The sequence below is a fragment of the Glutamicibacter sp. V16R2B1 genome, assembly GCF_005774635.1.
GTDB classification, from domain to species: Bacteria; Actinomycetota; Actinomycetes; order Actinomycetales; family Micrococcaceae; genus Glutamicibacter; species Glutamicibacter creatinolyticus.
Window position 1 is genome coordinate 42,851 of the sequence record NZ_VATX01000022.1, and the last position, 23,874, is coordinate 66,724.

14 protein-coding genes and 2 pseudogenes are annotated in these 23,874 nt (G+C 56.5%); 13 read left to right on the top strand and 3 right to left on the bottom strand.

The features are described 5' to 3' along the window. The first annotated feature begins 151 nt into the window (after window positions 1–151). Window positions 152–1,915, top strand: a complete 1,764-nt coding sequence (locus FDN03_RS14410) for an SLC13 family permease (protein ID WP_138178270.1) — start codon at window positions 152–154, stop codon at window positions 1,913–1,915. A gap of 71 nt (window positions 1,916–1,986) precedes the next feature. On the opposite strand, the gene cysC is transcribed toward FDN03_RS14410, so the two are convergent. Further along, the gene (gene cysC / locus FDN03_RS14415) at window positions 1,987–3,168 is read right to left on the bottom strand and encodes an adenylyl-sulfate kinase (protein ID WP_212743918.1); all 1,182 of its coding nucleotides are present in this window, start codon (window positions 3,166–3,168) and stop codon (window positions 1,987–1,989) included. 209 nt (window positions 3,169–3,377) lie between these two features. On the opposite strand from cysC, the gene FDN03_RS14420 reads away from it, so the two are divergent. From FDN03_RS14420 to FDN03_RS14440, 5 genes are all read left to right on the top strand, one after another. Further along, window positions 3,378–4,115, top strand: a complete 738-nt coding sequence (locus tag FDN03_RS14420; RefSeq protein WP_283205494.1) for a 3'(2'),5'-bisphosphate nucleotidase CysQ — start codon at window positions 3,378–3,380, stop codon at window positions 4,113–4,115. A 45-nt stretch (window positions 4,116–4,160) separates the two neighbouring features. Further along, window positions 4,161–5,084, top strand: coding sequence for a sulfate adenylyltransferase subunit CysD (gene cysD, locus FDN03_RS14425; RefSeq protein ID WP_138178274.1), 924 nt, complete (start codon window positions 4,161–4,163; stop codon window positions 5,082–5,084). Between the two features lie 2 nt (window positions 5,085–5,086). After that, window positions 5,087–6,337 (top strand): sulfate adenylyltransferase subunit CysN, encoded by a 1,251-nt coding sequence (gene cysN / locus FDN03_RS14430; RefSeq protein ID WP_138178276.1) that lies wholly within the window; start codon window positions 5,087–5,089, stop codon window positions 6,335–6,337. A gap of 290 nt (window positions 6,338–6,627) precedes the next feature. After that, window positions 6,628–8,223, top strand: coding sequence for a phosphoglycerate dehydrogenase (serA, locus tag FDN03_RS14435; protein WP_138178278.1), 1,596 nt, complete (start codon window positions 6,628–6,630; stop codon window positions 8,221–8,223). 309 nt (window positions 8,224–8,532) lie between these two features. Further along, a complete protein-coding gene (locus FDN03_RS14440; protein WP_138178280.1) occupies window positions 8,533–10,122 on the top strand; it encodes a hypothetical protein in 1,590 nt (529 codons plus the stop codon). A gap of 356 nt (window positions 10,123–10,478) precedes the next feature. Here FDN03_RS14440 and FDN03_RS14445 read toward each other — a convergent pair. After that, window positions 10,479–10,868: pseudogene (locus FDN03_RS14445) on the bottom strand (transposase); the annotation flags it as partial. A 382-nt stretch (window positions 10,869–11,250) separates the two neighbouring features. On the opposite strand from FDN03_RS14445, the gene FDN03_RS14450 reads away from it, so the two are divergent. Genes FDN03_RS14450 through FDN03_RS14460 form a run of 3 tightly spaced genes read left to right on the top strand, consistent with a single transcriptional unit; the run spans window position 11,251 to window position 15,750 of the window. Beyond that, window positions 11,251–11,637, top strand: coding sequence for a hypothetical protein (locus tag FDN03_RS14450; protein ID WP_138178282.1), 387 nt, complete (start codon window positions 11,251–11,253; stop codon window positions 11,635–11,637). Next, window positions 11,634–14,762 carry a glycosyltransferase gene (locus FDN03_RS14455; RefSeq protein ID WP_138178284.1) on the top strand — a complete coding sequence of 1,043 codons (3,129 nt, stop codon included), beginning with the start codon at window positions 11,634–11,636 and terminating at the stop codon, window positions 14,760–14,762. The genes FDN03_RS14450 and FDN03_RS14455 overlap by 4 nt, the downstream gene beginning before the upstream one ends. Window position 14,763: 1 nt before the next feature. Beyond that, entirely contained in the window at window positions 14,764–15,750 is a 987-nt protein-coding gene (locus FDN03_RS14460; RefSeq protein ID WP_171021274.1) for a polysaccharide pyruvyl transferase family protein, read from the top strand. Between the two features lie 114 nt (window positions 15,751–15,864). On the opposite strand, the gene FDN03_RS14465 is transcribed toward FDN03_RS14460, so the two are convergent. Beyond that, the gene (locus FDN03_RS14465; RefSeq protein ID WP_138178288.1) at window positions 15,865–17,271 is read right to left on the bottom strand and encodes a hypothetical protein; all 1,407 of its coding nucleotides are present in this window, start codon (window positions 17,269–17,271) and stop codon (window positions 15,865–15,867) included. A 411-nt stretch (window positions 17,272–17,682) separates the two neighbouring features. Between FDN03_RS14465 and FDN03_RS14470 the strand changes: the two are divergent. The 4 genes and pseudogenes from FDN03_RS14470 (at window position 17,683) to FDN03_RS14485 (ending at window position 23,806) form a co-directional block, all read left to right on the top strand. After that, window positions 17,683–18,782 (top strand): annotated as a pseudogene (locus tag FDN03_RS14470) (IS3 family transposase). 240 nt (window positions 18,783–19,022) lie between these two features. Further along, complete coding sequence (locus FDN03_RS14475) at window positions 19,023–20,822, top strand: glycosyltransferase (RefSeq protein WP_349291719.1); 1,800 nt, start codon at window positions 19,023–19,025, stop codon at window positions 20,820–20,822. A gap of 45 nt (window positions 20,823–20,867) precedes the next feature. Further along, entirely contained in the window at window positions 20,868–22,049 is a 1,182-nt protein-coding gene (locus FDN03_RS14480) for a glycosyltransferase family 4 protein (protein ID WP_138178290.1), read from the top strand. 5 nt (window positions 22,050–22,054) lie between these two features. Then, complete coding sequence (locus FDN03_RS14485) at window positions 22,055–23,806, top strand: glycosyltransferase (RefSeq protein WP_138178292.1); 1,752 nt, start codon at window positions 22,055–22,057, stop codon at window positions 23,804–23,806. The last annotated feature ends 68 nt before the right edge of the window (window positions 23,807–23,874 follow it).

A 23,874-nucleotide genomic window follows, 5' to 3' on the forward strand; every position in this document is an offset into this window, starting at 1 on the left:
TGATGGGCCGGGCTCTGCAAAGATGAGTTCTGTAAACGCTGCATCACATCATGAACCTGGGCGCCAGATGAAATGGTCTGCGCCAGGGTGAGGTCACTGAGCGGCGCTGACCCATGTGGGGTGGGTTTCATGGCAATACAGGGGGAGTATTGTGGGCATTGATGCCATATTGACGCTGGTCGTTGTGCTGTGCGTCCTGGGGCTGCTGGCCGCCACACGGCTGGCCGCGGACCTGATTCTGATGGGAGCGGCACTGTGCCTGATGCTCCTGGGCATCCTGACGCCCCAGGAGGCGCTCGCGGGGTTCTCCAACACCGGGGTCATCACGGTCGCCGTGCTCTATGTGGTGGCCGCCGGACTGAGCGAGACCGGGGCCGTGCAGTGGATCACCCAGAACCTTCTGGGCCGGCCCTCCAGCGTGCGCGGCGCCTACGCGCGCATGCTGCTGCCGGTTGGGGGACTGAGCGCCTTTTTGAACAACACCACCGTGGTGGCGATGCTGCTGCCCGGCATCCAGGAATGGGCGGCCCGGCTGCGCATTCCGGCCTCGAAACTTCTGATCCCGCTCAGCTACATGGCGATCATCGGCGGGACCATGACGTTGATTGGCACCAGCACCAACCTGGTGGTCAACGGGCTGCTGCAGTCCGAGCTGGGAATCTCGCTGCGAATGTTCGACATCGCGGCCGTCGGACTGCCGCTGACCGTGTGCGGGGCCCTATTCCTGACCCTGTTTGGCAACCGCCTGCTGCCCAACCGGCAGGACGCGGTCGAGCAGATGCAGTCGGCCCGCGAGTACGCGGTGGAGTTCCGGGTCCAGCCCAATGGCCCGATTGCCGGCAAGTCCGTCGCCGCCGCCGGGCTGCGCAGCCTGACCCATGGGTTCTTGACCAGGGTGGAACGTGATGAGCACCTTGTGGTAGAGGTCACCCCGGAACTTATCCTGGACCCGGAGGACATCCTGATCTTTGTCGGGGCACCGGAGTGTGCCAGCGAACTGCGCCACATCCGCGGACTGGAACCCAGCGCCGGAGATGTCTCCAAGCTGGGGATCCGCCACTCCCAGCGCCGGCTGGTGGAGGCGGTCGTGGGACCGGATTTCACTGGGATCGGCCAAAGCGTCAAGGAAAGCCGCTTCCGCTCCCACTATCAGGCGGTGATCCTGTCCATCTCCCGGTCCGGGGAAATGCTGCGCGGAAAAATCGGGGACGTGAAACTGCGGGTCGGGGACACCCTGCTGCTGGAGACCGGAACCGACTTCGTGCGCCACTACCGTTTTCGCAGGGATTTCATGCTGGTCAGCAACATCAGCGACATCGCCCCGGCTAACTTCCGCAAAGCCCCGTGGGCGATTGCCATCCTGATCGGAATGGTCGCCCTGAACGCCCTGGGGGTCCTGGAAGTCATCCAGGCGGCCCTGCTGGCCGCGCTGGCCATGCTGGTGACCGGGTGCCTGTCGATGGGCAACGTGCGCCGGCATATCGACCTGCAGGTCATCATCGTCATTGCCGCCTCGTTCGCGCTCGGGGCGGCGATGGTGAAAACCGGGGCGGCCGCCACCATCGCCAACACGCTGCTGCTGGCCGGCACCGGGCCCTGGGGAGCCTTGGCGCTGGTGTTCCTGCTGACGCTGTGCTTTACCGAGCTGCTGACCAACAACGCCGCGGCAATCCTGGTCTTTCCCATTGCCATGGCTGTGGCCGAACGGGTGGAGGCAAACTTCATGCCCTTCGCCATCACGGTCATGATCGCCGCCTCGGCCAGCTTCATCATCCCCATCGGCTACCAGACAAATCTGATGGTGATGGGTCCTGGTGGGTACCGGGTCATCGACTTTGTCAGGATCGGGATCCCAATGAGTTTGGTGACGGCCGCCGTCACCCTGAGCGTGGTTCCCCTCGTCTGGCCGCTTTAGCCCGCACCGCCCGCCACAACGAAGGCGGGCGGCCGTGCGCCGTGGGCGCCCTTCAGCGGCCCCGCCGAAACCTAGTGGACGTGTACGGCTTCCGGCGTGTGGGCCGCCAGCAGCGCAAAGACCCGGTCGGTGGCGGTATTCAAATCCACGACCGATAGATCCAGGGTGAGCTCGGCATCCTCGGGGACCTCGTAGGGGGAATCAATTCCCGTGAAGTCCTTGACCTCTCCCGCCCGGGCCTTGGCATACAGTCCCTTCCGGTCCCGCTGCTCACATACCTCCAGCGGGGTGCTCACGTGCACCAGCAGGAACCGTCCGTGCGGCGCGACCAGCTCACGCACCGCCTGACGGGTTTGGGCAAACGGCGCGATGGGGGCGCACAAGGCCAGACCGCCGACCTCGGCGATGCGGGCGGCAATCCACCCAATGCGTTCCACATTGGTCTCGCGGTCTTCACGTGAGAAACCCAGTCCCTTGGAGATGAAGCGGCGGATGTCATCCCCATCCAGCAGCACGGCCGGGCGTCCCAGTTGCTCATGGATGCGCTGCTGTACCGCGCGGGCCAACGTGGATTTGCCCGACCCCGATAAACCACTAAACATCACCACCGTGCCCGGGGCAGCCTCGGGTTGCTGGTGCCGCGCGGAGCGGAAATCGGCGAGCACATTCCCGGAAAGACGCTGGATCAGTGCCGCTGCGTCCACCGAAGGCGGAACTACCAGATGCCCCGCGGTGCTGCCGGAGAAAAGGTCGGACGCCGCCCGCAATTGCTTGATGGCCCCGGCATGCCCGGGACCCGAAGACCGGTCGCTGGGGCTGAGCAGCACAAAACAGGTGCCGTTGGGCAACGGCTGCAGCTGCTGCAGCCGTTGCAGGTCCACAGCCGACGGTGCCTGGTCAAAAAGCACCACGGCTCGTGGACCGAGCGGCGAAGTCAGGCGCAGTTCGCGAAACGGCCCGTGTTCGGCATCGGCCAGTTTCTGTACCTTTCCCACCGTTACGGAAGCCTGCCCCGGATCCGACTGCCGGGTGTAGGAGACCCGTACCAGCGGTGTGCCATCGGGATCGGCCAGCTGAATGTGTCCCCTCTGGCCGGGATCGGCCAAGGCAGCGTCCGGGAGTTGCGACCATTGCGGAAGGTTTTCCAGATCCAACCCCTGGTGGTCGAGCAGACCGCCCACGATGAGTTCCACGATGTCGAGCTGGGCAATATCCAGCTGCACGATCGGATCCTGATACGGGATCGACCCCATGTTTTCCATACTTTCCCCCAAGAAGTATTCCCTGGAATCCACCCTAGAGAGCGAAAGCCATTTCGGCTAGAGCCAGGTAAAGGACACGAGTAGCGTGTAACCCCTTTCATCTGAACCCCAAACATGGATAGGATGGCGAACAACCGAGTGTCTTGGGGAAGACCTTGGATTTGTTTTGGGAGCAAAAGGGGGATGCTTCATTGGGGGATTTGCAATGCGCTATCGACCTGGCCGAAGGTGCCGGGAAGAAACTTCTTCAACTTCGTGACCGGGCCGGCGAACTAGGCCTGGAGGGCAGGGATCTCAAGGCCGCTGGGGACAGAACAGCCCAGGAATTTCTCGCGCAATCCTTGCACCAGCTCTATCCGCAGGACGCCGTCCTCTCCGAGGAGGCCGTGGATGACAAGCGGCGCCTCGATAGCCGACGGGTCTGGATCATTGATCCGCTGGATGGCACGCGTGAGTATTCAGAATTCCGGGATGACTGGGCCGTGCACGTCGCCCTGTGGGAAGACGGAGAGTTGTCGGCAGGTGCCGTTGCGTTGCCGGGGCTTGGTCTTGTCTTGGACAGCGCCGAACAGGGCATGCCGATAGCCGTTGGCCCGGCCCGTCCATGGCGCATCGCCGTCTCGCGCAGTCGCCCTCCGCAGATCGTGCACCAGCTGGCACAGAACGCGGATGTCGAACTGGTGCCCATGGGCTCGGCCGGCTACAAGGTCTGCGCGGTGGTCAGGGGAGAGGTGGACGCCTACGTTCACGCCGGCGGCCAATACGAATGGGACTCGGCAGCTCCGGTGGCGGTCGCCCAGGGCAAGGGCCTGCACACCAGCCGGGTCGACGGAAGCCCGCTGGAGTACAACCGCGCCGATCCCTACCTACCGGACCTGGTGGTCTGCCATCCGGCGCTGAAGCGTGAACTGTTTGAAGCCGTACACGCCTTCGCCTAGACACCTACAACAAACGTTCATTCACTGAATTTGGGGGTTCACTCGATGAAACTAAAAACTGCCACGAGTATGCGGTATCAGCTGGATCAGCTGACCGCGCTGGAGGCTGAATCAATATTTATCATCCGCGAGGTCGTCGCCGAACTGGAGCGCCCGGGACTGCTGTTCTCCGGAGGAAAGGATTCGGCGGTGCTGCTGCACCTGGCGGCCAAGGCCTTCGCCCCGGCAGCCATCCCGTTCCCGGTGGTGCATATCGACACCGGGCACAATTTCCAGGAGGTGCTGGATTTCCGAGACGCCGAGGTGGCGCGGCGCGGGGTCCGCCTCATCGTCGGGTCCGTGCAGGAAGCCATCGACGCCGGTCAGGTGGTCGAGGAACGCAACGGCTCACGCAACCGGATCCAAACCCCGGTGCTGCTGGACACCATTGAAAAGCACCAGCTGAATGCGCTGATGGGCGGAGCCCGCCGGGATGAGGAGAAGGCCCGCGCCAAGGAACGGGTCTTTTCCTTCCGTGACGAATTCGGGCAATGGGATCCGAAGAACCAGCGTCCCGAGCTGTGGAGCCTGTACAACACCCGGCTCAATCTGGGGGAGAGCATCCGGGTGTTCCCGTTGTCCAACTGGACCGAACTGGATATCTGGAACTACATCGAACGTGAAAACGTTCAGTTGCCCTCCATCTACTTCGCGCACCAGCGCCAGGTGTTCGACCGCAACGGGATGCTCTTTGCCGTGCACCCGTTCTGTCAGCCGCGGGAAGACGAGCCGGTGCGCAATCAGATGGTTCGCTATCGGACCGTGGGGGACGCCAGCCTCACCGCGGCCGTGGCATCCACCGCGATGACCGCGGCGGAAATTGTGGAGGAGGTGGCCACCACCACGATCACCGAGCGTGGGGCCACCCGCGGAGATGACCAAGTGAGCGAAGCGGCGATGGAAGACCGCAAGAAGGAAGGGTACTTCTAGACATGGACCTGCTACGCATAGCCACCGCCGGCTCCGTTGACGACGGCAAGAGCACGCTCATTGGCCGTCTGCTCTTTGACTCCAAAGCGATCTTCGCCGACCAGCTGGATTCGGTCGAAAAAACCAGCCAGGAACGCGGCTCCGAATACACGGACCTGGCGCTGCTCACCGACGGGCTGCGCGCCGAGCGCGAACAGGGCATCACCATCGACGTGGCCTACCGGTATTTCGCCACCCCGAACCGCAAGTTCATCGTGGCCGACACCCCGGGACACATCCAATACACGCGCAACATGGTCACCGGGGCCTCCACCTCCGATCTGTCCATTGTGCTGGTTGACGCCCGCAAGGGGATGGTGGAGCAGTCCCGGCGCCATGCCTTCCTCGTTTCCCTGCTGCAGGTACCGCACCTGGTGGTGGCGGTGAACAAGATGGATCTGGTCGACTGGTCCCAGGAGGTCTTTGAAGACATCCGCCGGGAATTCGTGGACTACGCGGCTCGCCTGAACATTGCCGACATCCAGGTGATACCGGTCTCGGCGCTCACCGGCGACAACGTGGTCACCCGTAGCCAGAACATGCCCTGGTATGAGGGGGCTTCCCTCATGCACCATCTGGAGAACGTGCAAACCGCCAGCGACTCGAACATGGTGGATGTGCGCTTCCCCGTTCAGTATGTGATTCGTCCGCACAACAACGACTACCACGACTTCCGGGGGTACGCCGGCCAGGTAGCCAGTGGAGTGATGAAGGCAGGGGACAAGGTCGTGGTACTTCCCAGCGGGCTGCCAACGACGATCAAGGAAATCAGCACCGCCGATGGGCCCGTGGGACTGGCCTACCCACCAATGTCGGTCACGGTGCGGCTCGAAGATGAAGTCGATATCTCCCGTGGTGACATGATCGTGCGCCCCAACAACCAGCCAAAGGTGGCCCAGAACTTCGAGGCCATGATCTGCTGGATGAGTGACAAGCCCATGAAAGTGGGGCAGAAGCTGGCGATCAAACAGACCACCAAGACCGCCAGGGCCCTGGTCAAGGAACTGCGTTACGGCCTGAACATCAACACGCTGCATCGAGACGAAGAAGCTACCGGACTCGCCCTGAACGAGATTGGCAGGATTTCAATGCGGACCACCCAGCCGTTGTTGGCCGATGAATACCATAAGAACCGCACCACCGGGGGCTTCATCCTGATCGATGAAATCACCAACGATACTGTTGCTGCGGGAATGATTATCGAAGCGGGCTAAACTGGCGAATAACGTGAGGCGCTGAGCGATGTAAGAGGACACCGCTCAGCGCCTCATGCTGTGGGGAGAAGCACGAGCAGAACGCCTGGCAGAGTGACCTGCTACACCTATGAGGCAACAATGAAGAGACTAAGTGAAACTTTTCACAAAGTAGGCGAACCGGTGCGTAACATCTGAAAAATCAAGGAAATCGGGGCATCCGAGGCACTACTGTGGATTGCGGAGCCGGTCGCTGTTGACCGTATCCGCGTAAGCATCCAGCCCAATGAAATCGCAAAGGTGCCACCCTCGTGTCTGACAACAAGCCCGTAGTACTTCTGGCCGAACAGCTCTCTCCCGCAACTGTTGCCGCTCTCGGCCCAGACTTTGAAATTCGTCAGACAGACGGGGCGGATCGTGCCCAGCTGCTGGACGCGATAAAGGACGTCGACGCGATCATGGTTCGCTCCGCGACCCAGGTGGACGCCGAAGCCCTGGCCGCGGCCAAGAACCTGAAGGTGGTGGCTCGCGCCGGCGTGGGGTTGGATAACGTGGACATCAAGGCCGCGACCCAGGCTGGCGTGATGGTGGTTAACGCGCCCACCTCCAATATCATCTCCGCTGCCGAACTCACCGTGGGACACATCGTGTCGCTGGCGCGCCGGATTCCTGCGGCCAACGCGTCCCTGAAGGGCGGTGCGTGGAAGCGCAGTTCCTTCACGGGAGTGGAGCTTTTCGAAAAGAAGGCCGGCATTATCGGCCTGGGGCGTATTGGTGCCCTGGTGGCGCAGCGCCTGCAGGGCTTCGGCATGGACATCGTTGCTTATGACCCCTACATCACGCCTACGCGAGCCCAGCAACTGGGCGTAACACTGTTGAGCTTGGACGAGCTGCTGGAACAGGCGGACTTCATCACCATCCACATGCCTCGTACTCCGGAAACGATTGGCATGCTCGGCAAGGAAGCCTTCGCCAAAATGAAGAACAGTGCTTACGTAGTGAATGTCGCCCGCGGTGGACTCGTGGATGAGGATGCACTGTACGAGGCTCTGAAGAACGAGCAGATTGCCGGTGCCGGCATTGACGTCTTCGTCAAGGAACCGAGCACCGACCTGCCGTTCTTTGAGTTTGATAATGTCACCGTCACTCCGCACCTTGGCGCTTCCACCGATGAAGCGCAGGAAAAGGCCGGCGTATCCGTGGCAAAGTCGGTGCGACTGGCCCTTGCGGGGGAGCTGGTTCCGGATGCTGTCAACGTCGCTGGGGGAGTGATCGATGAGAATGTTCGCCCGGGTATCCCGTTAATTGAGAAGCTTGGGCGCATCTTCAATGCTCTCGCCGTTGGATCACTTACCAGCATCGATGTTGAGGTAGCCGGCGAAATCGCGGCCCTCGACGTGAAGGCTCTGGAGCTCTCTGCACTAAAGGGCGTATTCATGGATGTCGTTTCTGAGCAGGTCTCCTACGTCAATGCACCCGTGCTTGCTGAACAGCGCGGCGTAGCAACCCGGCTCATCACGACGGCGGAATCACCAGAGTACAGGAACCAGCTGACGATTAGGGGTGCGACGAACGAAGGTGCGCAGCTGTCCGTAGCGGGAACCTTGACCGGGCCTAAGCAGATCGAGAAGCTCGTTGGAATCAACGGTTATGAAATTGAGATTCCTATTTCGGATCACATGATTGTGCTCCGATACAATGATCGGCCGGGCGTCGTAGGAAGCCTGGGTAATGTTCTGGGCGAACGGAACATAAATATTGCCGGTATGCAGGTATCGCGGGATGAGAAGCTAGGCGAGGCAGTTGCCGTCATCAATATTGATTCCGTGCTGCCACAGGATGTACTCGACGCCGTAGGCACAGAGATTGGCGCGAGTGTCGCTCGCGAAATTAATCTGACTGTTTAATTGCGACGTGTTTTACCGTCCAGCTTCCGGATAGGCGCCGACATCCTCGTGCGGTCGGCGTCTGGGGATTCAATCAGGAATATTTAGCATTATTAAAGGGAGACCGATGCTAGAAGTGCTTTCTTGTGTGTCGAATCGCTAGCCGTGAAACCGAACAAATGGAGCCCATTAGTTCGACCATGCGATATGGACGATGGGATCCAGGGTCGCCCCCGCTGGTAGCCCTTCGATGGATGAGTGTCCCAAAATCCCAAGTAGAGTTCACGTAAACCAGGTTCAAGGACTTCTGTTGGCAACGGGAGGAACATCATGATTTCCAAAGTGAAAAATGTAGTCGTGTTACTGGTGTCGGTTGGTTTATTGGTTGGTTGCAATCCGGAAGTTCGAGATCAGCGCCTAACTGACCAGGGAAATTCAACTACCACGGCGCCTTTACCTCCCCAGTCGTATCAGAAAGCTGAATCCGAGTTTGTTCAGAAATTCAATCAGCGGCCCAAAGGCAGAGCGATGGGTGTTACTGTCAAGAATTCTTTCCTGGGGACAAATCTGGATGCTGATAATATTGGGATCTCATTTGAGGCTACCGAACTGACCGATGCCAGATGGGACCCCGAATTAGGCAATCTCGACGAGATGCTGCAGGCTCTAGGCAATCCGGGGCTGCGATTCGGTGGCAACGGACTAGACCGTAAAGTCTTCTGGAGCTCGACGGGAGAAAGTGCGCCTAAGGGTAAAACATTGATCACGCCTGAGGATTTACGGCGGGTGATGAAAACAGTGCGAAAGATCGACGCAAAGGTAACCATAGGAGTCCCCCTTGGTACGTTTGATCCCGCCCGCTCCGCTGACATGGCAAAGTACGCCATGGAAATCTTCGGCCGGCACTTAATAGGCATTTCGATAGGTAATGAACCTAATGGCTTCACCAAGGACACCCGGTCTGGTCTTCAAGTACGCACGCCGGGCTCATGGGACAAGAATCAGTATGTTACGGAAGTACGTAGCTATATCAACGCTATAGATGCCGTAGTTGACGCTGAAGCACCTATCATCGGTCCAGGTGTTTTTGAAGGGACTTGGATGGACGCCTTCTTAGCTGCGAAAATCCCCAACTCTAAAGCACTTACTCAACACTATTACGCTACGTACATGTGTTCTTCGACCGTTGTGCCTGGTCGTGGTCCAGAGTGGGAAAATCTGTTAAACCCTGTCGTCGAGGAGAGCTCCCACAAAATGTTTGGCGTTGGGCTCGCGAAAGCCAGAAAGGCTAAACTACCACTATGGGTGGAGGAAACAGGCCCAACGAGTTGCCCTGGAACTAATAGCACTTCCAAGACGCACGCCACCACGCTGTGGACGGTAGATCATATATTTTCTGCTGCTCGACAGGGCGTCGAACGCATGAACATGCACTCAATGCTCGGCGCGTGCCGGGGAGGTGCGCCCATGTCGGTAATCTGTTCTTCAAAAGGCACAGGTACGCAGGGGAGTGGTAAGATACTTCCTCAACCAAGCTACCAGGCCATGCGTATTGCCCGAGTTAGTGCCGGCGGCAAATTCTTGGTTACGAAAGTAACAGGAGATGAAAGACTGCGTGCGTATGCGATCGAAGATCGGAATGGAAATATCTTGGTCACCATTGTGAATAAAAACGACGCCGCGAAAAGCTCTGCCAATTCTGTTACGGTTAATGTTCCTAAGGAATACCATGCCGCACGTGCTACCCAAGTTTATGGCGTAAGTAATGGCGTCGTTAACGGGTCAGAACATGTCGACCTTTCACCGTTCTCAGAGAACGGAAGCGGCGTAAAGACTAATCTGGATGGAAAGTTACTAATTGATCTAGTCTCCAGTAGCGTCACTACGATCGAGTTTACGAAAATTGAAAATAATAAGTGAACTTGATTATAATTTCTGCGAGCGGTCACTGTTATGGCCGCATGCCAGATCGGGACAACAATTGTTGTGAACTACATCAAGAGGGCGATTCAGGCGAACGGTTCAAATCGAATACGGTGGAAGTCGGGCACGAGATCTCCGCCATCGTAGCAGTCGCCGTGCAGGGGCTAGACTCCGCTCTGGAGGTGTCGCGGCTCTCCTGGGAGCCTCGCAACTACCGGCTGCAAGTCGAGTCGAGCTGAAATTTCGGGTCCACTCACCGCGCTTCGTTCACCTACGTTTCATCCTGGCTACACGGCAACACGAGCAGCGGAAGCCTATACCCGCTCTTAAAAGTTAAGCGTGGTGCAGGATGTTCAGCACGGCAGTAAGCCCGCCGTGTACAACAATTTCGGACGCCGATAGTGCCCATGATTCCGGTATCTCCTCCAGATTCGTTTGAGGTTCTTCGCCGTCAGATTCACCGCCTCGCTCCTGGCGTTGGTCAATCGAGTCGGCACGAAGACCAGCAGTTCCCTGTGCCAGTCTGTCAGAATCCGGAACAGTAACTTCGCCTCAACCAATGCGGCCGCCTTCACTGGTTTCTCCAGCACTGCCCACCGGGACTGGAACTCATGAACGTCCGTGGCTTTCAGCAATACCCGCACGCGCTCCTTAATCGCGTAGATCACCCCAAGCTCGGGATCCGTTTCAATGATCAGCTTCAGCCAGTCAACCTGCTTGATCGAAAGCGGACACACCGAGCAACGATCTCCGCTGTAGACCGATTCAGACATGATGTGTTGCAAGATACCTACGGCGCGGACATCTAAAGCGGAAGTCATATGCTTACGGTGGTGATCTGTTTTGCCTCTCGACATCTCTCACGTTGGAAGGCTGAAGGGGCGTGAGGCTGGTGACGTGTAGTAGGCACGTGCAGAGTTAAACAGCGCGATATGGAGTATGTCTTGTGCTGAATGTTGCTTGACGTTTACGATCGTCATTCTCCCAGACCGAAATCGCGATCTGCTTCAGTTCGCGGAATATAGCGTATCCAATGTAGATTTTGCTACCCCCGCCGGGCAACGTATAGAGTATCAACGATGAGGCATGCATTAGCCGCCTGACCTGCCTAGACCACGTGATTGGATGGCTGAAGAAATGGGAAGAATTCAACTCAGTAGGAGACGAACTAAGCAAGTCGGTCTTCTAGCCGGTATGGCGGCGTTTTTCTTCACAGCAGGGATCGTGGTCCTTCTGGTTGGCAATGCGCCGGTCTACGTCGTCTTTTCAATCTTCGCATTCCTCGGAGGGTTGGCAGTCGTCTTGACATCTGTAATGGGGTTTCTATTAAGGCAAAGAGCCTCCGTAAATCGCATGCGAACCGAGATGAACCATCTTTCCAGGAAGCTGGAAAAATCTCAGGCAGCGCAACGGGAAATGATGCAGCATCTTAAGGCGTTAACGGCGAGCCAGACACGACTCTGGGACGATTTTGAGCGCAGTTACAATCCTCAGCATACGCTGAAGAAATGAAGGAAATGACTTTTTCAATTATTGGTGCCAACGGTGACATCCTTGCGCTAAACCGGTGGACTGCATCACATGCGGCTTCTGTGGCAATGAGTATTTCTGAGAGCAACCGAACGAAGGTCATTACTTCCCAGGACAGTACCGTGTATTTGGTCGCCAATGGGGATGACAAGGACTTTAAACGGCTCCGCACGCCAAACGCTTTCGCTGTCGAAAGCCACCGGATCCTGCACATCTCCACCCGAATTAAGCGGACCGGAGATGTGCGTCCAAATCTCCTGATTCTCGAATATGATCGCCAAGGAATTCGACTCGGTGAGATCTCCGTTAAGCTTGACTCGACTGCTCGGGTGACGCTACGGCGGGAGACTGGCTTCATTCTGCTGGCAATACGGATCGTTGGCCGAGGCACGTTGGAGTTCAGTTCTATCAGCGCGACAGTCACGGCTGACAGCTCAAAGGTGCAGGGACCCTTCGTCGAATACGTCGAAGCCGACTCGGCCGTTGTTGAAGAAGTGTCCGGAACTATCCTAGGGGCACAAGAACGTGTGGCCGAGATATCTCACTCCGTCCAGGCCCTTTCTCGAGAACTATTTGCTCTGGCAGCTGGTACCGAGCAGGCTGATGTTGCAGAAGCCGCTGGCTCGGCGCGGACTAGCGAGCCGATCTCTTCGAATCGGGAGAGCATAGTTAGGGAACTGCTATCCTCGATGGCGCGCTCGCTGCCGGAAACTACCGGGTCGCACCACTATGGGAAGATCCCGGCAGCTGTCGGACTTATCACCGATGAATACATGTTCAATTTTTACAGGGACGTTTTCGAAGACGCCATCTACTTATCCCCGGAAAATCATGCCGAAATTCTAGTGAAGAAGAACCTTGACGCTATCTTCTACGTCACCTGCTGGAAGGGAATGAATGACGAAGAATGGAAGGGCGTGAAGTACAGGGAGAAGCCGAAGCAGGCGCTCGAGCAGATACTGGAATACGCTAGGTCACGAGATATTCCTACCGTTTTTCAGTCGATTGAGGACCCACCGAATTTCGAATACTTCCTTCCCATTGCAGAAAAGTTCGACTTCGTCTTTACATCCGATGCCGAATCTATCGACAATTATCGGGACCAGTTGGGACACGATCGTGTCTACTACGGCGAGTATGGCGTCAATCCCATCGTGAACAATCCCGTCGGCTCCTTTCGGTTCGATCTCCCGAAGTCGTTTTTCGCTGGCTCCTACCCGGAACGCTACCCGGAGCGCTGCCTCGACATGCAGACCGTCTTCAACTCGGTTCCAGGGTCACGAGAGAACCTGCTCGTGGTGGACCGGAACTTCGGTATGGAGGGGTACGATTTTCCCGAGATGTATCAAGAATCGATCATCGGACCGTTCCCTCATGACTTGTTGCAGAAAATTCACAAACTCTTCCGCCACAGCCTGAACTTCAACTCGGTCAAAAGCAGCTCTACGATGTGCGCCATGCGCGTATATGAGCTTCAAGCTCAGGGCAAATCCCTTATCTCGAATTACGCACGTTCGGTGTTCAATAAGTTCCCCGAGGTTCGAATCGTGGCCGAGCAGAATCCGTTGCCCAGTCTCGTGGACACCAGGCTGATCCACTTCGAGCGACAGTTGGCGCAGCGAGCAATGCATTACGTCATGCACGACAAGACAAGCTATGCAGTTGTTTCGAAGATAGCTGGACAAGTAGGCATGCCGGCGTCCGTTAGTCGGTCGAACGCCATCCTGGTTATTGCCGACGGAAACGTCCTCCATGTTGAGGATATCGTCAGTAAGCAGCTTCTTGTGAAAGCCGTGGTAGTCACGCAGAGCGCAGCTTCACACGCTCTGGCGTCCGGCCAATACGGATACGTAACCCGAATGAGTGATGCCCATGAATTCGGTCCGTTCTATCTTGCCTCGCGCGTGAACGCCTTCAAGTATGCCGACATCGAATTCGTTGGTCAGTCCGCGCGCTTCGTCAATGGTGTTTATCATGACGCGAAGATCCACGAATTTGTCGAAGAGGTCCCAGACCTTGCCACCGCTATGGTGAGCACGGAACACCCGGATGTAGACACATTCCTTTCTGGGGACCTCGAATCCCTCAAGGGCCGAGGATACGTGGTTGATCCGTACGAATTGGATTTCGGTGCATATATTGATCGTGAGTTCGGAGATACGGCGTCAATGCATCCGGAGCTTTCCGTCATCGTTCCTGTTCATAACAACGGTCGTTACTTGGAAACCAAGTGCATTCCGAGCCTCATGCGGAACCGCTCGTGGTCACGGATGGAAGTTCTACTTATTGACGACGGTTCCACGGACGCTCAGACTCTTAACGCACTTGCCCGGTTGGAGCGAATGCCAAATGTCAGAGTGGAGCGATTCGACGACGGCGGTAGTGGTAGCGCCTCGCGTCCTCGTAACCATGGCATGGACATTGCACAAGGTGACCTCGTCACCTTTCTGGATCCCGACAACGAGATTTCAGAGGCGGGGTACGATGTTCTTCTCGATTTATACCGCGAGTGCGCAACAAGTGATAAGCCCGTAGATTTCGCGAGCGGCTATCAGGTCAAGGTATCTCACAAGAACACGATCACGGGTCGTCATGCCCTAGGTGGCGACAACTTCGTGAAAAGTCCGAGGGAGGTCTTCTTTGAAGCGGGTAAATTCCCTGTCGTGTCGACTCAGGCCGCAGTCATTAGCCGGGCTTTCCTGCGCGAAAACAACCTACGTTATGTCGAACGGGCAGCAGGACAGGACACATTATTTGGGTGGGAGGTTTTGGCACGGGCCAAGTCGGTTGTGTTCACGGATCGCGCGCACCTGATCTACTACGCAGAACGCGATGGATCCGTGACGAACTCGGTAGACATCCGCTATTTCGAAAAATGTATGATCATGGAGTCCGCACAGGTCGATACCCTGCGTAAGCTGAACCTGCTGGACCTGTACCGGCAACACCATCTCGACAACTTTATTTTGAACTGGTATCTCAAGCGGCTCGAGCTTGTACCAGACAGCGATCAGTCGTCTGCACGGGACATTCTTGCAAGAATCGTCGAACTGTACGAGCGGCGACTTGAGGAGTATGAATTCCAGAATGCTGGAAAGGAAATCTAACATGAAACGCATTGCGATGGTCGGCTATTTCGGCTGGGGTAACTTCGGCGACGAGCTATTCCTCGAAGCACACAAGCAACACCTTGGCCGGGATTATGAATTGGTGGTTGCTAACGACTTATTGGCAGCACCGTACTTTTCGAAGCCCGTGGCCAAATTGGTGGAAGACTTTGACGGTGTACTCATCGGCGGCGGTGATTTGCTGAACCCATTGCGGGTTTCTGACCTGTACTGGGACGTGGCGTGGCTTAACAAGCCGACCTTCATCTACGGTCTCGGTGTACCGCGTGCTTCTTTCCGACGGGAGAATGTAATCGCTCAGTACAAGAAATTCGTACAACATGAGAACTGTAAACTGATCGTCGCTCGTGACGTGGAGAGCTACGAGTGGATCAGAGAGAACCTGGAGCCCGGTGACAAGTTGAAGTGGTATCCAGACCCCGTGTGTGCACTCGATCGGCCGGCTGCCACTCCGCCAAAGGAGAAAACCCTTGGTGTGGTCATGCGTGAGCATCGCTCTCTGGACCAAGACATGTCGCATGTGCGGAAGCTGATCGACGAGGCCAAGGCTATGGACTACAAGATTAAGCACCTTGTGCTTGCGACGAAGTCCCTCGGCGAAGGCGATCTCAAACGTGCCCAGATTATTGCCAAGGACGACGAGCAGATTGTCCACAGCGAGTCCCTAAGCGAGCTCTGCGCGGCGATCTCCTCGGTTTCGGCACTCGCCACGATCAAGTTCCACGGTCTAGTCGTAGCGACTATGTACGGTGTGCCGTCCGTGGCAATGTCGGTCACACCGAAGAATAGGAACTTCCTCCGCATGATCGAACGTCCGGAGATGCTTGTCAGTTACACCGACCCAAATCTCTACAAGCACCTCTCGCATTACCCAGCGCGTATCCATCAGCGAGTGCGTGGCGGCCTCTATCGCGAGGCCCGCGAGGGTTATCGTGTGCTGAAGGAAACCATCGCGCAGCACATCTAATATCGGTTAGCGGCCACGGGCAGTTTTGACATGACCGTGGCCGTTTTCTAATTGTTCTAAACGATCTGGCGTAACGTTGTGTTGCTGTGAGACTTGGAGAGCATTAGCGAATTATCATCCAAAGAGCTCACAGCTATGTTTCACGATCTTTTGCTCGGTGGCCGATGATTGGAAGTACACGTCTACAGTTGATACATCAGATGGGTGTCCGGACAACACGTCAGACGAAACTGATACTTTCGTTGAGGTGTTGCCCGCTCCTGACACTGTTCCCGAGGTTAGGTGCTGGGTGCGATCCCGGATGCACACTGTATCGAATTCAATACGTTGCGTTCCAGACGTGGTGACTTCTATGCTGCCTAATAGTGCATTGTCGACGCGAGCTATGAGTGTTACTGGTTCACTTGTCGTTGCGCCGATGACAGTCACGAGCATCGATAGGAAAAAATGTTTTCCTACGCTTCGGAAATACGCTTTCGGTAAGCTGTTTCGGAATTGCGCGACTAATACCTCCTCGTTTTCGGAGCAACTGATGGTTCCTTGCTCGTAATCATTCCCAATGTTGAAAAGTGCTCGGTGACCTGTCGATGCACTGGCACCCATGCTTTCCCCGGCCCACATCATTGCTCGAAGCTCGCCTGAAGCACCGGCAGAATATACTTCTCGGGTATTGGCATCGGCTCCGGTTCCCCAAACAATGCCACTTTCGTTATGAGAAGCAGAGTTGATTATGGCGAGAGCCGTGCCGTTTCGCCGTAGTGCTACTTTTTTGAAGTTTGCGACACAGTGTTGAAGTAATTCGATCCCGGTCTCGCAATCTTCAACTTCTAGATAGTCGAGGTGTCCGACGCACCCTTCTTTGCTGCGAAGCCCTATTTTACAGTTACGAATAATCATCTGGTCAGTATGGCGTGAGACAGTGGCCAGCGAACGACTGACTGCGAAGTATTCATCAATTCCGGCATAGGTCATATTCTCGATGAGTCCGCCCTTGATGTAGTAGCGGGAATGTGCGGAGATCGAGAATCCGCGAGCACCTTCGCCCAGCCCATCCGCATGAACGTTGGTAAACCAGCCGTAAACATTGCGTGTGAATTGGACTGCAACAGGGAACCCGCCAACGAATTTTAAATTCTCCAGCCAAACCGCCAGACCATCTTCGGCAAGTAGTCCTCGGTTAATTCCCTGGCTGTGGACGATTCGAGTCGTCGGAATGCCGTTCGACTGTTTGCCCACAATCCGTATGAAGTCGTCTTGAGCGGTAGCGCGGGTTAGCGGAATCCTAATGCCTCCATTGAACTCACCTTCACCTACGTCGATTAACACTGTGCCTCTGATCACCGGACCGTACTCGTCAAGTGACTGCACGGCAGTAGTGATCTGTCTGAATGGATTATGGCGGGTGCCATCGCCATTTATTGGGTGACCATTGCTTCTCACGAATATTCGACGGACATAACCCCTTCGGCCAAGCCGTGGCTCAAATCGGTCTTCTATTGTTGGATCTTCAGTAGAGTGCATTATTTCAATATACAGCGCCAAGGTTACTTGCCGACGGTTGACATCGCGAGTGAATCTATCGCCGCTTTTTCTCGTTTACTTGTTTTAGTCTTGATGGACACTTCAACATTGAGAATGGAATTGCCTACAGACGGGCGAGACCTGAATAGCACCTGTCTCTAAGAACGGTGCCACACCAGCACTCGGCAGCCATCTTCCTTGTTTTCGTTTTACCATACCCTTTTCCACGATGTTGAGACTTTCCTCCAACGCGCAGCGGCAGCGCATCTTGCGTGTCTCGCCTAATCATCGGGGTCTGGTGCAGGAATAGATGGCATCGAACATAGCTAGCCGAGGAGGCTGGCATGAAAGGATGCCACTATGCCCAAGCCTTTCCCCAAGGAGTTCTGAGAAGACGTCGTGCCCGTCGCGATGAACCGCGAGGCAGGCGTCTCGATTGTGCAAGTCGCGAAAGACTTCGGCGTCCGTGTCGGAACCCTCGACAAATGGCTGCCAGAGGCTCGCATCGAGTCTGGCGAGCAGCCTGGCCAGACGAAGTCAGAGTCCGCGGAAATGCGCGAGCTGCGCAAATGCAACCGGCTCCTCGAGCAAGAGGTAGAAGTCCTGCGCCGCGCGACGGCGTATCTGTCACCGGCTCATCTGCCGGGAAAATGATGTACCCGCTCGTGATCGAGCTCGCCGAAGACGCAATCCCCGTCGCGGTGTCGTGCCGGTACTCAAGCTCGCCCTATTACCGCTGGAAGAAGAATCCCATCACGCGGCGCGAACTCGACGAGGCGTACCGAGCAAACGCGTTGTTCGACGCGCATCATGAGGACCCCGAGTTCGGGTATCGGCTCCTGGCTGACAAGGTCCGCGTTGAGTATGGCGAAGTCATGTCAGACTGAACCGCGTGGCGGATTGCCTCGTCGAATGGCTGGTGAAGCGTGTTCGGGAAGAAGCGCGGCAAGAACGGCAAGAAGCCCGGCCCCGCCGTTCACGACGGCCTCTGCGTCGTCATCGACGAGGACGGTCGTGAACGCCATCAGTTCGTCGCAGACAGTGCGAACCAGCCCTGGCTGGCCGATATCACTGAGCATAAAACCGCGGAAGGTAAGCTGTATCTCTGTGCGGTGAAGGACGCCTTCAGTGGCAGGATTGTCGGCTACTGGATTGACTCAAAGATGAAAGCCTCGCTTGCCGTGCGCGCCTTCCGAAACGCTATGGCCAGACGCGGCAACGTGAAGGGTTGCATCGTCCATTCCGGTCGAGGATTGCAATTTCGAAGCAGGAAACTGCGTCGCGAGCTCGCCTGCAATAATCACGTCGGGTCTATGGGAAGAGTCGCGTCGTGCGGTGACAATGCGGCGATCGAATCGTTCTTCAGTCTGTTGCAGAAGAACGTGCTGGACCGGCGTTCGTGGGCCTCGTGCGAAGAGCTGCGCATCGCGATCCTGACGTGGATCGAGCGGACGTATCACCGGCGTTGTCGTTAGGCTCGGTTGGGGCGTTTGACTTCGATCGAGTTCTAGACGATGATGAGCAAGGACTTGGCCCTCGCGGCCTAACAGGAACTGTCGCTTCCTCCTCCACCAGACCCCTCCGCGCGTTGAGTATAATTTGATCTGGTCTTCTAGCGAAACACGTATGGTGGTGCAGTGAAACAGGCAATTAGCGAGGTTCGAAAGGCTCTATGGCACCTACGGAACGGGGGGCCCGAGCAGGTACGTGAATGGGCCGAACGCCGGTCCTACGCGCGCAGGACTGCTACCGTGCAGTCCGGACAGCTTTCCGACGTTGAGAAAGCCATCGGGATCCGCTTGCCAGATACGTTGATGTCCACCGGATACGCGCAGCATAAGGCATTAACGGTGGCAGTGATTCTCGACGATTTTAGTGCTAAGGCCTGGTCCCCGGAATGGAACTGTGTCTTCGTCAAGCCAAGTACTTGGGAAGAAGAACTGGCCACAGGGGATTTTGATTTCCTTTTCGTGGAGTCCGCGTGGGCAGGCAATAGAAAAGCTTGGCAGTATCACTTAACGGGACCTACAGCTCCCCGCCCCGCATTCATTGAAATGGTCGAAGCGTTCAAGTCGAAGAACATTCCAACGGTTTTCTGGAACAAGGAGGACCCGCCGCACTTCGAAGACTTCTTGGATACGGCCAAACTATTCGACTTCGTATTTACGTCGGATGTGCGCATGATTCCGCGCTACCAACAGGTGCTTGGGCATGGAAGGATCGAGGCTCTCAGTTTCGCGGCTCAGCCTGCCTTCCACAATCCTGTGAGACCGTTGCCTCAGCCACGTCGGGATGTAGCTTTTGCCGGGATGTACTTCGCTCACAAGTTTCCGGAACGTCGCGAGCAAATGAATATCGTTCTGGGTGGGGCAGAGATGGTCGCGCCGCGCTTGGAATCAGGTTTCGACATCTTCTCGCGGCAATTGGGCGGCGATGAAAAGTATCAGTTCCCAGAACCGTTCAATAAGCACGTTGTGGGGTCGCTTCCCTATGAGAAAATGCTGACTGCACACAAGTACTACAGCGTATTCCTCAACGTGAATTCAGTGGTTGATTCACCAAGCATGTGCGCTAGGCGAATCTTTGAGATCACTGCAGCTGGTGCTGCCGTAATCTCAGCACCGAGCACAGCGATCGGCAACTTCTTTGCTCCAAATGAGGTGGTCGAAGTCGCGAACCAGGAAGCTGCCGCTCACGCAATACGGAGTCTGACCCGAAGCCCCGAGCTGCGAGACCGGACCGTACACCTTGGACAGCGGCGGATCTGGTCCGAACACACCTACGCACACCGTGCCAGAGCGGTCGCCAAGAAGATCGGTATCGATGAGGAAGATCCAAATCCTCTGAGCATGGCTTACGAGCCATCAGTCAGTATCGTGGTCTCAACGATCCGCCCGGCACAGATCGACCACATCATTCGCACGGTAGCGATGCAGTGGGGTGTGCAAGTTCAACTCATCCTCGTGGCGCACAAGTTCCAGGTAGATGATCACGAGCTCCGTTCCAAAGTGTCAGCTGTTGGTATTGAGAACTTCAAGCTGGTGCGGGCCGGTGAGGATTTTTCTTTGGGTGAATGCCTGAATCAAGCCGTGGATCTATGCGATGGTGACTTCATTACCAAAATGGATGATGACGATCTTTACGGCGAGCACTATCTTTTCGATCAGGTATCGGCGCTGCGTTACAGCGGCGCATCCGTCGTCGGCAAGCAGGCCCATTACATGTACCTGGGGCAGTCCGACGCTACACTCCTACGGTTTGCGGAGCGGGAGCACCGCTTTACCAACCTGGTAATGGGCCCAACAATGCTGGGTCATGCGACTGTATTCAAGTCCACACCATTCGAATCCCGCAGTCGAGGGGAGGACACCCAATTCCTCCGTGATGTTGCCGCCAACGGCGGCACTATCTACTCGGCAGATCGTTTCAATTTCCTGCAGATGCGTGCCGGTGATGGAAACAACCACACGTGGAATTTGAGCGATGCTGAACTCACGTCCACTGGTACTATTCAATGGTTTGGTAAGAATGACAGCCATATTTTCTTCTAGGAATCCGGCTGACGACGGGGAAACACGGGGGAGGGAATGTAACGGGTGCGTATACTGCTGCTGACGCATTCCTTTTGGCCCGATATTTCTCCCCCGCAGAAGCGATGGGCCGCATTCTCCCGGGAGTTTGCATCTGCTAGTCACCAGATTGATGTGGTGGCTCCGAGTGTGTTCGATCAGTATTTCTTCAAAATTTCGCATCGATCAGCACCTCCAGCAGGTGTAACGGTGTACCGTTACCCGTCCATCGGTAAGTCCGGCACCATGGTGGGCAAGCTGCTCAAGCATGCGATAGATGCATTGCGCAGTATTCCCACAGCACTTCGAACACCAAAGCCACAGGTCGTAATCGCCACTGTGCCGGCGATTCCCACCCTCGCCGTGGGTTACCTCGTGAGCCGAATACGCCGAACACCGTTTGTCGTAGACCTTCGTGATGCTTGGCCCGACCTATTACAGGATTCACAAGTTCTCCGCATATCCTGGCTGGAGCCTTTGGTTTCTCGAATTCTGACATTCATGATTCAACGCAGTGACCTTGTAGTTACTGTATCCGAGGGCTTCGCGCAAAAACTGACGTCTGAGGGCGCAAGGAAAGCAGTCACTATTTCCAACGGCGTTGACATCGACAGATACGGCATGAAACTGGTGGCAGCGCAACGCGGCGAGAAGCTGCGTGTACTCTACTTGGGAAACCTGGGCAGGAGCCAAGGTCTTGATCTGGTGATTCGCGCTGCCGCCTTGGCAGAGGGCAAAGTAGAACTTCGGATTGTCGGTCAGGGGACCGAGAAAACCAATTTGCAAGAACTCGCTGCTGGACTCGGCGTTGATGTCGACTTCAGAAATCCAGTCTATGGTCCCAGCGTCCTGGATAATTATGCCTGGGCCGACACATGTCTAGTCACCTTACGTTCGGACTGGGATAGCTTTGACCACACCATTCCGTCGAAGCTCTACGAGCTATTGTTCCTGGATCGCCACATTACCGGCCTGGTGAAAGGTGAAGCAGCGGAGATCATCCGTGCCTCGGGGTCAGGCCAGGTCATTGAGCAATCGCACCAGGTGTTGGCCGAACACTTTTTGACTCTGTACTCAGAACGTAGCCGGTTGACGACAGGGCTCGCCGGTTCCCAGTGGGTGCGACGAAATGCGGCCTTGCCTACCCTGGGGCAGCAATACCTACGAGAACTCAAACTGCTGACAGACCGCTATCAAGAATCGAAGTAGAGATCATGCCTGTTCACCCACGGAGCACCCTCCGCAATCTCGTCAATACCGTTGGTTTGGTATATGCGAACATCACGGATGATCCAAGTTTCTTCGCGCTGCAGGTTGTGCGAAAATTCAAGAATCCGGTCCTACGGCGGATCTTTCGATCCGTCCTTTACATACCAATGAGCAAAACACGACGTGAGGTGCTGCAAAGTATGCTCGCTGAAGACACCAGCCGCATACTCCTGGTGTCCGAGCGTTGGTTCGCAGATACTAATCGCAAAAGTTCCGATGGGCTGGCGCTGGCTAATGTCTGCATTGCTGTACACCAGTGGGATCAGGCTCAGCGTATCCTTGACCAGATTGACGCTGACCAGGCGACGGCTCGTGTCCGGGCCCGTATGGCGTGGCACATGGGTAACCTGCGCGAAGCGGTGGAAGTCCTCTCAAACAACGGTGCCTCTCGACAACTGCGTCACTATGAGAGCGAACTGCAAGTACTCTCCGGGTGGAAGCCAGTCGTTGCACCAGAAGGAAACGGGACTAGTGGCCGCGACAACCAGGTGCTGTATTTCGCGACAAATTCGTTGCCGTACACGGGCAGTGGTTATGCTCAACGCACCCATTCTACAGTTGCCTCGCTTCCCGACGCCGGTTGGCGAGCGTCGGTTGCCACCCGAATTAATTATCCCGCGAATATCGGACATCTGCTGGCGCCGCCGCGGGAAACCGTCGACGCTGTCACCTATCACCGTGTATCGTCCTTTCCTGCACGTACCGATATGAAGGGACGACTGCAGCAGCAGAGCGATGAACTGATGAAGCTGGTCACCGAATCCCGACCGTCGGTATTGCATACAACCACGGACTTCAGCAACGCGGTATCCGTGCGCGCCGTAGCCGACGCGACCGGCCTGCCATGGGTTTATGAAGTGCGCGGTCAGCTGGCCGACACCTGGGCTTCGATGCGTCCGGACTCGGCGCACGACACGGAACGGTACCGGCTATTCCAAGCGCGCGAGGCCGAGGCGGCTCAAGCGGCGGATCATGTGGTCACCTTGGGCGAGCACATGAAATTGAACCTCGTAACCGCTGGCGTTGCCGAAGAGAACATCACAGTCCTTCCCAACGGAATCGGGGACAAGTTTCTTGAAGCTCCAGTGCCACGGCTCATAGCCAGGGCCAAGGTGTCCCTGGAATCGGACGCCTTCTACGTCGGTACGGTCAGCAGCCTAGTCCCTTACGAAGGACTGGACACGCTGCTGAAGGCAGCCGCATTACTCGCCCCGTCCCACCCTTCGCTGCGTGTACTGATCGTCGGAGATGGCACAGAACAGGAAAACCTCCGCAATCTCGCCCAAGAACTAGGAATCAAGGCAATCTGCCGGTTCCCAGGCCGGGTACCCAGGGACGACGCGCATTTATACCACGCCAGCCTGAACGCTTTTGTTGTTCCCCGTCAGAACTTGGCAGTGACACGGTCTGTGACGCCGCTCAAACCTGTGGAGGCTCTTGCCAGCGGTGTTCCCGTGCTGGCTTCGGATCTTCCTGCTCTTGGAGAGCTGATCAGAGACGGTGAGAATGGTCACCTGATCAAAGCTGAGGACATCAACGCTTGGGCGGCAGCCATTTCGGATCTAATATCACGTCCTGATCAGGCGGCTCGTATGGGGCGCGCAGGCCGGGACTTCGTTCTTCGCACGCGCACGTGGTCCTCGAATGCGCATCGTTTAAGCGAGATCTACGAGAACCTAATAAGTAAACCCTCGTGACCTGCGGGGCTGAATTGCGATAAGGTTCTTAAGGCCCTGCTGACAGATCCCTGAGCCGAGCGTGCATC

Excerpts from the sequence above, each read along its gene's own strand:
- cysC (WP_212743918.1), bottom strand. The coding sequence starts at position 3,168 with ATGGGGTCGATCCCGTATCAGGATCCGATCGTGCAGCTGGATATTGCC.
- cysD (WP_138178274.1), top strand. The coding sequence starts at position 4,161 with ATGAAACTAAAAACTGCCACGAGTATGCGGTATCAGCTGGATCAGCTG.
- cysN (WP_138178276.1), top strand. The coding sequence starts at position 5,087 with ATGGACCTGCTACGCATAGCCACCGCCGGCTCCGTTGACGACGGCAAG.
- FDN03_RS14440 (WP_138178280.1), top strand. The coding sequence starts at position 8,533 with ATGATTTCCAAAGTGAAAAATGTAGTCGTGTTACTGGTGTCGGTTGGT.
- FDN03_RS14450 (WP_138178282.1), top strand. The coding sequence starts at position 11,251 with ATGGCTGAAGAAATGGGAAGAATTCAACTCAGTAGGAGACGAACTAAG.
- FDN03_RS14455 (WP_138178284.1), top strand. The coding sequence starts at position 11,634 with ATGAAGGAAATGACTTTTTCAATTATTGGTGCCAACGGTGACATCCTT.
- FDN03_RS14460 (WP_171021274.1), top strand. The coding sequence starts at position 14,764 with ATGAAACGCATTGCGATGGTCGGCTATTTCGGCTGGGGTAACTTCGGC.
- FDN03_RS14465 (WP_138178288.1), bottom strand. The coding sequence starts at position 17,271 with ATGCACTCTACTGAAGATCCAACAATAGAAGACCGATTTGAGCCACGG.
- FDN03_RS14485 (WP_138178292.1), top strand. The coding sequence starts at position 22,055 with ATGCCTGTTCACCCACGGAGCACCCTCCGCAATCTCGTCAATACCGTT.